At 30.3% G+C, this 12,762-nt stretch carries 13 protein-coding genes, 1 tRNA gene, 1 rRNA gene, 1 other RNA gene and 2 other annotated features; all 16 genes read left to right on the forward strand.

Annotation, left to right across the window (positions count from 1 at the left end):
* Window positions 1-120 precede the first annotated feature (120 nt).
* Window positions 121-210: transfer RNA gene (locus ACJDU8_RS15920), tRNA-Ser, on the forward strand.
* An 11-nt stretch (window positions 211-221) separates the two neighbouring features.
* Window positions 222-487: signal recognition particle sRNA large type (gene ffs, locus ACJDU8_RS15925), an RNA gene on the forward strand.
* Window positions 488-576: 89 nt separating this feature from the next.
* On the forward strand, window positions 577-2,238 hold the full coding sequence (dnaX, locus tag ACJDU8_RS15930; protein WP_406793141.1) for a DNA polymerase III subunit gamma/tau: 1,662 nt from the start codon (window positions 577-579) through the stop codon (window positions 2,236-2,238).
* 80 nt (window positions 2,239-2,318) lie between these two features.
* Window positions 2,319-2,663 carry a YbaB/EbfC family nucleoid-associated protein gene (locus tag ACJDU8_RS15935; RefSeq protein ID WP_406793142.1) on the forward strand — a complete coding sequence of 115 codons (345 nt, stop codon included), beginning with the start codon at window positions 2,319-2,321 and terminating at the stop codon, window positions 2,661-2,663.
* 49 nt (window positions 2,664-2,712) lie between these two features.
* Window positions 2,713-3,309, forward strand: a complete 597-nt coding sequence (gene recR / locus ACJDU8_RS15940) for a recombination mediator RecR (RefSeq protein ID WP_406793143.1) — start codon at window positions 2,713-2,715, stop codon at window positions 3,307-3,309.
* Between the two features lie 75 nt (window positions 3,310-3,384).
* Window positions 3,385-3,672, forward strand: a complete 288-nt coding sequence (locus ACJDU8_RS15945; protein ID WP_406793144.1) for a DUF2508 family protein — start codon at window positions 3,385-3,387, stop codon at window positions 3,670-3,672.
* A 131-nt stretch (window positions 3,673-3,803) separates the two neighbouring features.
* The gene (locus tag ACJDU8_RS15950; protein WP_406793145.1) at window positions 3,804-4,061 is read left to right on the forward strand and encodes a pro-sigmaK processing inhibitor BofA family protein; all 258 of its coding nucleotides are present in this window, start codon (window positions 3,804-3,806) and stop codon (window positions 4,059-4,061) included.
* A gap of 209 nt (window positions 4,062-4,270) precedes the next feature.
* Window positions 4,271-4,963 (forward strand): DNA/RNA nuclease SfsA, encoded by a 693-nt coding sequence (gene sfsA, locus ACJDU8_RS15955; RefSeq protein WP_406793155.1) that lies wholly within the window; start codon window positions 4,271-4,273, stop codon window positions 4,961-4,963.
* Window positions 4,964-5,105: 142 nt separating this feature from the next.
* Window positions 5,106-5,630 carry an NAD(+) diphosphatase gene (locus ACJDU8_RS15960; RefSeq protein WP_406793146.1) on the forward strand — a complete coding sequence of 175 codons (525 nt, stop codon included), beginning with the start codon at window positions 5,106-5,108 and terminating at the stop codon, window positions 5,628-5,630.
* A 155-nt stretch (window positions 5,631-5,785) separates the two neighbouring features.
* Window positions 5,786-6,469, forward strand: a complete 684-nt coding sequence (locus tag ACJDU8_RS15965) for a beta/alpha barrel domain-containing protein (RefSeq protein ID WP_406793147.1) — start codon at window positions 5,786-5,788, stop codon at window positions 6,467-6,469.
* A 108-nt stretch (window positions 6,470-6,577) separates the two neighbouring features.
* Window positions 6,578-7,360, forward strand: a complete 783-nt coding sequence (locus ACJDU8_RS15970) for an EFR1 family ferrodoxin (protein ID WP_406793148.1) — start codon at window positions 6,578-6,580, stop codon at window positions 7,358-7,360.
* A 54-nt stretch (window positions 7,361-7,414) separates the two neighbouring features.
* On the forward strand, window positions 7,415-7,600 hold the full coding sequence (locus ACJDU8_RS15975) for a hypothetical protein (protein ID WP_406793149.1): 186 nt from the start codon (window positions 7,415-7,417) through the stop codon (window positions 7,598-7,600).
* 153 nt (window positions 7,601-7,753) lie between these two features.
* Window positions 7,754-7,953, forward strand: a binding site (T-box leader).
* A gap of 117 nt (window positions 7,954-8,070) precedes the next feature.
* Window positions 8,071-8,271 (forward strand) — a binding site (T-box leader).
* Window positions 8,272-8,379: 108 nt separating this feature from the next.
* Window positions 8,380-9,450, forward strand: coding sequence for a pyridoxal-phosphate-dependent aminotransferase family protein (locus ACJDU8_RS15980; protein WP_406793150.1), 1,071 nt, complete (start codon window positions 8,380-8,382; stop codon window positions 9,448-9,450).
* A 17-nt stretch (window positions 9,451-9,467) separates the two neighbouring features.
* Complete coding sequence (locus ACJDU8_RS15985; RefSeq protein ID WP_406793151.1) at window positions 9,468-10,406, forward strand: D-2-hydroxyacid dehydrogenase; 939 nt, start codon at window positions 9,468-9,470, stop codon at window positions 10,404-10,406.
* 11 nt (window positions 10,407-10,417) lie between these two features.
* The gene (locus ACJDU8_RS15990; protein ID WP_406793152.1) at window positions 10,418-11,665 is read left to right on the forward strand and encodes a DUF1015 domain-containing protein; all 1,248 of its coding nucleotides are present in this window, start codon (window positions 10,418-10,420) and stop codon (window positions 11,663-11,665) included.
* An 803-nt stretch (window positions 11,666-12,468) separates the two neighbouring features.
* Window positions 12,469-12,762 (forward strand): 16S ribosomal RNA (locus ACJDU8_RS15995); the annotation flags it as partial.

The following is a 12,762-nucleotide window of genomic DNA, read 5'->3' on the forward strand; positions in this document are numbered from 1 at the left end:
AAAAATAAATTTCATTGTACTATTGAAATTATGAAATTTTAATAGTATAATATTGATTGTTCTGTTATAGTGTTTAATTTTAAATTAAATATATAATTTGTTTTCATGAGTAAATTCTGTGGAGAGATGTCCGAGTGGTTGAAGGAGCACGCCTGGAAAGCGTGTGTAGGGGAAACTCTACCGGGGGTTCGAATCCCCCTCTCTCCGCCATTTTAACTTTGTCGTGCTAGATGGGGAGTTAGCGGTGCCCTGTAACCTGCAATCCGCTATAGCGGGGTTGAATTCCTAGCTTAGACTTTAAAATGTGAGGCCTGCCCCATAAAAGTGGCGTTGAGAGCTGGGTCCCACGCAACGGAAACTCATGAACCCCGTCAGGTCCGGAAGGAAGCAGCGGTAAGTGAATATTTTTGTGTGCCGTGGATAAACCTGGTTTGAGTTAACTGTATGGGTAACGCTTGTATTTTATTAGACGAGGCTAGGTGCACGACTTTAATAATTTGCATTTAAAAGATACCATAAAGGTGTCTTTTTTAGTATATAAAATTATATGATTTATAATAATAAGAAGGTGATGGCATGTCTTATACTGCACTATATAGAGAGTGGAGACCTAAGTGTTTTTCGGATGTAGTAGGACAAAATCATATAACAATTACATTGAGAAATCAAATAATAAACAATAGAGTAGCTCATGCATATTTATTTTCAGGAACAAGAGGTACGGGAAAGACTTCCATGGCAAAAATTCTGGCAAAAGCAGTAAATTGTTTAAATATTCAACATGGAGAACCTTGCAATGAATGTGAAATGTGTAAAAAGATAAATCAAGGCATTTCTATGGATGTGATTGAGATGGATACTGCTTCTAAAAGACGACTTGAAGATATAAAGGATGTAATAGAAAATGTAAAATATCCTCCACAGGAAGGCAAGTATAAAGTTTATATAATGGATGAAGTACATATGCTTACTCAAGAGGCAGTAAATGCATTTTTAAAGACTTTGGAGGAACCTCCCCTAAACGTAATATTTATACTTGCTACTACTGATCCACAAAAGCTTCCTGTAACTATACTTTCCAGGTGCCAGAAATTTGGTTTTAGAAGAATAAAAAGCTTAGAAATATTTGAAAGACTTAGGAATATAGTCAAAGAAGAAGGCATTTTTGCAGATGATAGGAGCTTAAATTTAATATCCAGAATATGTGATGGAGCTATGAGAGATGCGTTAAGTGTGCTTGATCAGGCAATATCCATGGGAAATGGGAAAGTTGAATATCATAATGTAATTGATATGCTGGGTTTAGTTACAAACGAGAATTTATTTCGTCTTACAGATAGTATAATAGAGAAAAATATAGAATTATCTATGCGAGTAATTGATGATATAGTTTTAAGTGGAAAAGATATATACAATTTTATTAAAGATATGATAGTACATTTAAGAAACCTACTAATGGTAAAGGTATCTAATAATCCAGAAGATGTTCTAGATATATCAGAAGAGAATATAGAACTTTTAAAAGAACAGGCCCAGAAAATACGTGTAGAGGAAATAATGAGGGATATAAGAATATTTCAAGATTCTCAGGAACAGTCCAAATGGGTTAAACAAAGTAGAATTTATTTGGAACTTTCAGTAATAAAAATGTGTAAAATAGAATATGATACGTCCAAAGAAATAATACTTGCCAGGTTAAATAAGTTGGAAGAAGCTTTTAAACAAGGTGGAACTAAGGTTTTTACTGAAAGAACACCTCCTAAAATGTTGAAAACAAATGAAAGAGTAATTGAAGAAAGAGATGTAAGTGATGAAGGTATTAATTATGATAGGGTAAAAAAAAGTCTAGCAAATAACGAGACACAATCTATAATAGAAGAGAATGTATATTCAAAAATTACTTTAGATGTGGTAAAGAAGAGATGGAAGGATGTACTTGAATTATTTAAAAGTAGACATTATATGGTATTATTTGCTGCACTTACTACAGGTCAAATAGTAAAATGCGAAAAAGGCATAATAACTATAGAGTATGGCAAAGATTATGCTTTCCACAAACAAAGATTGGAGAAAGAAGAAAACAAGAGAATAGTTGAACAAATTTTTTCCGAAATACTGAAAGAAAAAGTTAATGTTATATATACAGTAGAAAGCCAGATTCAGGATATTTGCCCTTCCAAGGAGCAGATATTAAAGGATACTTTTGGAGAAGATATAGTAGAAATACTTGATGAATAAGATATAAAACTATAAACAGGAGTTTATAAAAATATGATATAATTAAATGGATAATTAGTTAATTGAGGAGGAAATATGCTATGGCAAAAGGAGGATTCCCTGGTTTCGGTGGCGGGGGAAACATGAATAATTTAATGAAACAGGCCCAAAAGTTTCAAAAACAAATGGAGGATATGCAATCAGATCTTGAAAATAAAGAGTTTTCTGCCACTGCCGGTGGAGAAGCTGTAAAGGTAGTAGTAAATGGAAAGAAACAAATAGTAAGTATACAGATTAAACCAGAGGTTGTTGATCCAGATGATGTGGAAATGCTTCAAGACCTGGTATTAACTGCATGTAACCAGGCACTAAAGAATGCAGAAGAGCAAACTGCAGCTGAAATGAAAAAATTAACTGGTGGACTTAATATTCCAGGAATTTTTTAAAATTATAAGCCCCATCTTTATAGATGGGGTTTTACATTGAGGTGAGATTATGGATTTTTATCCTGTTGCTATTGAAAAATTAATAGAAGAATTTGCAAAACTCCCAGGAATAGGACATAAAACGGCTCAAAGGCTCACACTTTATGTGCTGAATTTGCCTGGGGATGAAGTAAGAGAATTTGCAAAGGCTCTGATTAAAGCAAGAGATACCATAAAATACTGTTCTGTTTGTGGTAACTTTACAGACTCTGATCCTTGTGCCATATGCTCAAATCCTAATAGAGATAAGAGTACAATTTGTGTAATTGAAGAACCTAAAGATATAATGTCCATGGAAAAAATAAAAGAATATAATGGAGTTTATCATGTGTTACATGGCAATATATCCCCCATGGCAGGAAGAGGACCAGAAGATATAAAACTTAGAGAACTTATAAAAAGAATAAATGGGGATGTAAGAGAAGTTATAGTTGCTACTAACCCAAATGTAGAAGGGGAAGCAACAGCTATGTACATATCTAAAATATTAAAGCCTCTTGAAGTAAAAGTAACTAGAATTGCTCATGGCATTCCAGTAGGAGGAAATTTAGAATATGCAGATGAAGTTACGCTGCTAAAGGCATTAGAAGGTAGAACAGAAATATAAGTAGGGTTTGTATATTATAAATGATTTATGTGAATCATTTAGATAATATATAAATTTTAGGAGGGCTTATGTTCTATGAACAAATATAGTATAGTAAAGCATTTGCTTATGAAAAATTCAAAATATACACCAAAACAGAAAAAGCTGTTAAAGGATATAGAGAAAGCTAGAGAAGAACTGGAAAGGTGTAGAATATATTTTGATGCTGTAAAAGATCCTCATTTAGTAGATTATGCCATATATATGGAAGAGGCAACTAAGGCAAGATATATGTATTTACTAAATGAAATGAAAAAGAGTAGAATTGAGTTAGATGATAAGAATGTATTTGAAAATTTAAGTCATAATAGAAAATCATCTTAAAAAAATAAAAATTTTACGCTTATTTCTTTTGTATTAATATTTTTTTACTGGTAGAATATAAATTAAGTATAGTTATAGTATATAATTTTTACTTATACCAATAGGAGTTATTTATAGGAGGGATAAGCATTATGTTTGAATATATAGGGTATTTTTTAATTGCCATACTGGGGTTATATGTTCTGGTAAAAGTGTTTTCATGGCCTATAAAAATATTATTTAGACTCATTATAAATGCAGTACTTGGTGTAGTGCTTTTAATAATAGTAAATTTAATAGGAAACTATTTTGGATTTAGTATAGGAATTAATGCTATTACCGCACTTATTGCAGGTTTTCTTGGAATACCTGGAGTAATATTTCTTATAATATTTAAATTATTTCTTTGAAATTTTTATTTTAAAAAAGCTTCATCGTTTTATAACTTTATAGATGAAGCTTTTTTTATTATCTGAAAAAAATATTAGTTAAACTAGGAAATAGTTTAAACAAAGTATTTATTCATAAAAATATAACAAAAATAAATTACATGTTATATGCAAGAATCTGGTATGATCTAAGTAAAGAGACTAAAGTTAGTTTTACTGGAGTTGATATGTTGATATTCAATAAAAATATAGTAAAAGCTAAATTTATTAGTAGACCTAATAGGTTTAAAGCTCATGTAAATTTTAATAATTCAGAATTGATAGTTCATGTGCCTAACACTGGAAGATGTAAAGAAATACTTGTACCGGACTCAACGGTGATTTTAAGAGAAGAAAATGGTCCACATAGAAAAACAAAGTATGATTTGATAGCAGCATATAAAGGAAATAGATTAATAAATATAGATTCGCAAATTCCCAATAAAGTTGTAGAAGAGGCTTTAAATAATAAAGGAATAAGTTATTTTAAACACTATGAAAAAATAGAAAGGGAAAAGACTTTTGGAAATAGCAGATTTGATTTAAGGCTGTTAGGTAAAGAAAATGAAAAATGTTATATTGAGGTAAAGGGAGTTACTTTTGAAGAAAAAGGAGTTGCCATGTTCCCAGATGCCCCTACAGAAAGGGGAAGAAAACATTTATTAGAATTAGTAGAAGTAAAAAAATCTGGAATGGAAGCTGCGGTTTTATTTCTAATTCAAATGCAGGGGATTAAATATTTTAGACCTTATGATGAAATGGATAAAAAGTTTGGTGAAGCGTTGAGATATGCAAAAGAAAATTGTGTAAAAGTTTTTGCTTACAATTGTGATGTAGGTGAGAATTTTATAGTTTTAAAGCATGAAGTAACGGTACAATTATAGGTAGATTTTATAATATATATTAAATTTATTTTTTAATTCTGTATATATGCTTTATAATATTAATATATTAATGTTTAATAATATGACACAAAGTTTTATTAAAATTAAAAGGGGGTGTAGCTGCTTTTATAGCAGCATGTTTATGAAATTTGTATATTGTCCAATATGTGGAGGAAGGTTAGAAGAAAAGTATAGTTGGGATGAAGGAGGAGTGCCGTATTGTCCTAAAGATAATATAATGTATTTTGACACTCCTAAACCGTGTATAATGGTGGCAGTAGTAAAAGGGAATTATATATTATTATTAAAGCAAAGTTATATATTTAAAAGTTGTAAAGTTTTGTTAGCAGGATATGTTACAAATGGTGAAACTGTAGAAGAAACTGTTCATAGAGAGGTATTTGAAGAGTCGGGATTAAAAATAAAAGATTTAAAATATTTGGGAAGTGAATATGTTATTAATAATAAGAAGGAAATATTAATGCTTACATTTATGGCCAACTATAGTAATGGATATATAAAAAAATCTGCTGAAGTAGAAGAAGTACAGTGGGTCCATATAGATGATGCTTTAAATCAAATGAAAGAAGATGAAATTGGTAAGAGGATAGTAAAGAAGGTTTTAAAGGAAATAGGGTATGCTGAAAAAGAGGTACCATGCGATTGATTTTTTATTTTTAATAAAAGGAATTATAAAATAAATAATATATTGACAGTGTATAGGGTTTAATAAAGATAGCAATTAGAAATTTCACAAGTTTAGGAGATTATTAATACTGCAAATAGGCTAACGATTTGAAGGATGAAAAAGGAGGAAAAAATGTGGCTAAATATATACCTGAGATAAAAGGGATCCCTATAAGGCACATGATTAAGGTACCTGAGGTTATCAGAGAAGCAAGTGGTATAAGGATATTCGGTAAAAGACTGAAGTCTTTCTTATTTACTACAGATGTAGCAGTTATAAGAAATAGTAATGCAGATGCAGTCATTGCAGTATATCCATTTACACCTCAGCCTCTTATAACTCAAGCAATTCTTTTATCAGCAGATATACCCGTATTTTGTGGGGTTGGCGGAAGAGCTGTAGCAGGAAGAAGAGTTGTAAATTTAGCCTTAGATGCAGAATTTAAAGGGGCTATGGGAGTTGTTCTAAATAGCCCTACTCCAAATAAAGTTATACGACAAGTAAGAGCTACTATAGATATACCTATAATAGTAACTGTAGTATCAGAGTATGAAAATGTAAAAGAAAGGGTAGAATCAGGAGCTACTATAATAAATGTGTCGGGTGCTAAAAAAACCTCTAATATAGTAAAAAAGATCAGAGAAGAGTATCCTAGTTTTCCCATAATAGCCACGGGAGGTCCAACAGAAAAAAGCATAAAAGATACTATTTTAGCCGGAGCTAATGCAATAGCATTTACTCCACCTACATCAGCTGAAATTTTAAGCAAGATTATGGTTTATAATAGAGAAAAATATGCAAGGAGAAAGCAGGAGTAAAGAATTTACTAAAATAGAAATATATCATATAGAGAGGAGTAACTTCTTTTATATTTTATAAATTTAATATATAAATTTAATAAATGTAAAAGTTAGAGTTGTTAAGGTATGAAAGGTGTTTTATATTATTTTAGCGGTACGGGAAATACTAAATGGGTAGCAGATAGATTTAAGGAAAACTTTAAATCTTATAATATAGATATAGATTTAGTAGATATGCAGCATTTAGAAGATAAACAGCTTAAAAAATGCGATTTTGTAATTATAGGTTCCCCGGTTTATGTAGAATTTCCACCTAAAATTGTAAAGGATTTTTTAAATAAACTTGATTTTTTAAAAGAAGGTAAAAGAGTTATAATATATTCTACACAAGCATCTGCATCATCTTCAGTACCTTACTCTATAGCAAAATGTTTGAAGAAAAGAGGGTATCTCATCTCAGTGCAAGTTAGTATAAAGATGCCGAATAACTATTATTTTTTTATAGGTAAAAAACCTAGCAAAGATGAAGTGAACAACTTGCTAATGAAAGCTGATGAAAAGGTTAAACACTCCATAGAAAATTTTGTAAAGAATAAAAAAATTAAAGAAAATACTTTTTTTGTTAGACTTGAATTTAACAAGATAGCTCATAATATATTCAAAAGTGTAATTCCCAGATTATCTAAAAACATAAATTCTACAAAGGATTGTGATAAATGTGGATTATGTTTAAGAAATTGTCCTCAGGGAAATATAACATTTGAAGGAGGACGTGCGATTTTTCATAGTAAATGTATTTTATGTCTTAGATGTATACATATATGTCCAATAAACGCTATAAGGTATAAAAATAAAAAAATAGATCAAACCCAAAAAAATATAATAAAAGTATTAGATTTAAATAAATAAAAATTTTCAATTTGGAGAATAATAAGCTTATAATATTTTTTGGGAGTGAGTTTTATGTTTCCTTTACAGGATAAAATGATTGTTGCGGAAAATTGTAAAGAGTACAGAGCTAAAAATTATATGTTTAGTCTTCAGGCCAGTTATATTTCAAACAATTGTAGTAATTGTACCAATTTTTGCAATAACAGATGTAGTAAAAATTTATTTCATAAAATTGGAGAGATGATAAGTGTTAATTAAAACATAACTATATTATGTTTAAGTATAATTTTATAGGCATAGTAGAATTTAAAATATATTGTAAAAATTATAATTAATTTTTAAATAAGTATTGACATATATCAGATTAGAACATATAATAAATAACAAATCTTAAAAAATTAATGAATTAAATATTATTCTATGAAGAGAATAGTAACATAAGTTCAGGTAAAAGAGAGTCAGTGGTTGGTGAAAACTGGTACCTATGCTTTTGTGAATCCACCTTGGAGGATTATTATGATGAATAATACGGAAAAACCGTTATTTTAATTGAGAGGGTTATACTTTTGTATAATCAATAAGGGTGGTAACGCGAGCCAATCGTCCCTAAAGGGATTTGATTGGCTTTTTTATATTATAATCTCTAATAAATACAGATATTTTATATAGTTATCATTATTATAAATTGGTGTGTTTGTTTGAAATTTAAAGGTAGCTTAAAAATTAAATATTATCCCATGAAGAGAATAGTAACGTAAGTTCAGGTAAAAGAGAGTCAGTGGTTGGTGAAAACTGATACCCGTACTTCGGTGAATCCACCTTGGAGGATTATTATGATGAATAATACGGAAGACCGTTATTTTTAATGAGAGAATTATACTTTTATGTATAATTAATGAGGGTGGCAACGCGAGTCAATCGTCCCTAAGGGGATTGTTGGCTCTTTTGTTTTATATATTAATAATTTTATTGGTATATTTTAATAATTATTTATAGTATTCATTTAAGCAATTACGTAAATTTATGGAGGTACAAGTATGCATAAAAAATTGTTTATCCCAGGACCGGTGGAAGTAAAAGAGGATGTACTTGAAAAAATGGCTGAACCTATGATAGGTCATAGAAGTAAAGAAGCTTCAGAATTACAGAAGAGAATTAGTGATAAATTGAGAATTTTGTTTAACACAAAAGAGGAAATTTTATTATCAACTAGTTCAGGAAGTGGACTTATGGAAGGGGCTGTAAGAACCTGTACAGCAAAAAGAGCTGCAGTTTTTTCAATAGGAGCATTTGGCAAAAGATGGTATGAAATGGCTAAAAATAATAACGTGCCAGCTGACTTATATGAAGTAGAATGGGGAAAAGCTTTAGATATAGAAAAAATTCGCGAAGCATTAGATTCCAATAAATATGATGTGATTTGTATAACTCACAATGAAACTTCAACTGGAGTAATGAATCCCTTAAAAGAAATATCTGAAGTTGTAAAGAAATATCCAGAGGTTGTATGGTGCTTAGATACAGTGAGTTCTATGGGAGGTACTAAGATAGAAGTAGATGAACTTGGTGTGGATATATGTTTAACATCTAGTCAGAAGGCTTTGGGACTTCCTCCAGGAATAGCAGCTTGTTCCTTTTCAAAAAAAGCAGTAGAAAGAGCAAAAACAGTAGAATTTAGAGGATATTATTTAGATTTACTTTCACTTTATGAGTATATACAGAAAAAAAATTACCAATATCCTTCAACACCTTCTATTTCACATATGTTTGCTATGGATTATCAATTGGATAAAATATTAAAAGAAGGATTGGAAAATAGATATAAAAGACATTTAGAGATGGCGGAATATGTTAGAAACTGGGCTAGAGAATATTTCGAATTATTTGGGGATGAAAGATATCTTTCGAATACCCTTACTAATATAACTAATACTAGAAACACAAATATAGCTCAATTGAATAAAGAACTAGGCGAGAGAGGATTTCAGATTTCTAATGGTTATGGAAAGTTAAAAGAAAAGACGTTTAGAATAGCTCATATGGCGGATTGCAATATTTCAGATATAAAAGAACTTTTAGAAAATATTAATGATATATTGAAATTGTAGATTTGGAGGTTTTAATAATGGTAAAAATATTAGTTAGTGATGGAATGGATAAAGAAGCTTTAAATAAACTTGTAGAGGATGGCTATGAGGTTTTAGATAAACATTTTGAAGAAGAAGAATTGAAACAAAGAATAAAAGACTTTGATGTAATAATAATAAGGTCTGCTACCAAAATCAGAAGACCACTTATAGACGCAGCTAAAAATGGAAAACTAAAACTTATAATAAGAGGTGGAGTTGGAGTAGACAATATTGATGTAGACTATGCACTTCAAAATGGAATAGCAGTTAAAAATACTCCAAACGCCAGTGCTGCTTCAGTGGCAGAGTTGACTTTAGCGCATATGTTTGCTGTATCAAGGTATGTAAATATATCTAATGTAACTATGAGAAATAAGGAATGGCACAAAAATGAATACAAAGGAGTAGAATTGTATGGCAAAACATTAGGTATTATAGGTTTTGGAAGGATTGCAAAAGAAGTTGCCAAAAGAGCAAACGCATTAGGTATGAAAATAATATATACCGATAAGCTTGGAATGGCAAAAGGATACGGCAATTATGAGTTTTGCGAATTTAAAGATTTATTAAAGAGAGCAGATTATATAACATTTCATGTTCCATTTAATAAAAATCAGAAAGCTTTAATAGGTCAGGAAGAATTTAATATTATGAAAGATGGAGTATATATAATAAATTGTGCAAGAGGTGGAGTAATAGACGAGAAAGCCTTAATAAATGCATTGGATTGTGGCAAAGTCGCAGGTGCTGGAATTGATGTGTTTGAAAATGAACCTAGCCCTTGTGAGGAACTTCTAAATAATGATAGGGTATCTGCAACGCCACATATAGGTGCGTCAACTTGTGAAGCTCAAAAAAGAATAGGTATGGAAATAGTAAATATAGTTGAACAATATTATATGAATAAAGATCTAATTAATGTAGTTAATGCGTGAGGAGAAATAAGATGGTAACTTTAAAGGCATTTAAAGCAATAAGACCTAGAGAAGATATAGTTCAAAAGGTTGCTGAACTTCCCTATGATGTTATGAGTAGTGAAGAGGCAAAAAAAATTGCAAAAGACAATAATTATTCCTTTCTACATGTAGATAAAGCAGAAATTGATTTATCAGAAAATGTAGATTTGTACGATAAAGAAGTATATATAAAAGCTAATGAAAATTTACAAAACATGATAGATAATAAGGTACTAATACAAGACAAAAAAGAAAATCTTTATATTTATAGGCTGACTATAAATGGAAAAAGCCAGACAGGTATAGTAGGGTGCACTTCCATAGATGACTATATTAATAATAAAATAAAAAAGCACGAATATACAAGGAAAGATAAAGAACAAGACAGGATAAATCATGTGGATGTCTGTGATGCCAATACAGGACCTATTTTTTTAACTTATAAGTATGATGATAAGATCAGTAGTTTAGTAAATGTGTGGGTTGAGAAAAAGCCAGTTTATGATTTTATAGCTGGAGATGGGGTTAGAAATACTGTATGGGTTGTAGATGATGATAAAATAATAAATGATATCTGTACTTTGTTTAAAAGTATAGATAGTTTATATATAGCTGACGGTCATCATAGAGCAGCTTCTGCAGTAAAAGTGGGACTTAAGAGAAGAAAAGAAAATCCAAATTATTTAGGTAATGAGGAATTCAATTTTTTTCTATCCGTACTTTTCCCACATTCAGATTTAAATATTATAGATTATAATAGAGTTGTTAAGGACTTAAATGGCCTTTCTACTGAAGAATATATGACTGAAATCTCTAAAAAATTTGATATAAGTATGTGCGAAGAACAGGCTCCATACAAGCCTTGTTGTAAATATACTTACGGAATGTATTTAAATAAGAAATGGTATAAACTTACAGTAAAACAGGGAACTTACGATGCTGATGATCTTGTTGGGAAATTAGATGTATCTGTCCTTCAAAATAATTTATTAGGTCCAGTTTTAGGTATAGAAGACCCACGTACAGACCATAGAATTGATTTTGTAGGTGGAATAAGAGGACTTAAGGAGTTAGAAAATAGAATAGATAAACAAAATGTAGGTGTTGCATTTTCTATGTATCCAACTACATTAGAAGATTTAATGAGTATTTCAGATGCTGGAAAAGTGATGCCTCCTAAATCTACATGGTTTGAACCTAAACTTAGAAGTGGCTTATTTATCCACAAGTTGAAATAAGTATTTAAATTGATATTTTAATAAGGTATTCTGATTAAAATACCTTAAAAAACAATAAATAAAGTTAGCATAGGTCTATTTTATTTTAGAATATTATGGAATAGATTTCTTCAAAAAGGATGTTACATAGGCCTTTGTTTAAAAATTATGATGCAAAGTATACTAAATGTGGTAATTAATTATTGTTTTTAAAGTATGTAACTAAAAGATATAAAAGTTTATTTTAAAAAATAAGCTTTTATATCTTTTAGTATTTGTGAGAATATTTTTTGTATAAGATCAATTAGTTTGGAGCGTATTATTTCAATACTATATAACATTTTTAAAAATGAAATTTAGATATATATTTACAAGTATATATCTTATATGTAAGATCTTGAAGTTGCAGTTTGCATAAACATATCCTTGCGTGTCTTTATATAAGAAACCTAAAAATAGATAGAATATATAAGAAATAATGAAGTAAACTTATGATTTTCATTGGAGAAAAAATTTTAGCATATAAACCTGTGATATAATAGCTTTCGTTGTCTTAAAGTTGTTTAGAAATTAGGTAACCAACAAAATTTATTAATATAAAAAAATTGATAAAAAATGTTGACAAAGATAATTTGAGATGATATACTATAAAAGCTGCTTGAGTGAACAGCAGTTAACAAAGTTAATATAATGATCCTTGAAAATTAAACAGAATAAAGAATATAGGTAAACTTATTTATAAGAATAAACCAGCAATTCTTTTGAGCTGCGAAAGCAGTAAAGAAAGTAATTTCGTAATGAAAGAAATGAGTCAAATAAACTTTTAAATTAAGAGTTTGATCCTGGCTCAGGACGAACGCTGGCGGCGTGCCTAACACATGCAAGTCGAGCGAAGAAACCCCTTCGGGGGTGGATTAGCGGCGGACGGGTGAGTAACACGTGGGTAACCTACCTCAAAGAGGGGGATAGCCTCCCGAAAGGGAGATTAATACCGCATAAAAGGTGAATACCGCATGGTAAATACCTTAAAGGAGAAATCCGCTTTGAGATGGGCCCGCGGCGCATTAGCTAGTTGGAGGGATAAAAGCCCCCCAAGGCGACGATGCGTAGCCGACCTG

It is taken from the genome of Candidatus Clostridium eludens (assembly GCF_045310515.1).
GTDB classification, from domain to species: domain Bacteria; phylum Bacillota; class Clostridia; order Clostridiales; family Clostridiaceae; genus Clostridium_B; species Clostridium_B eludens.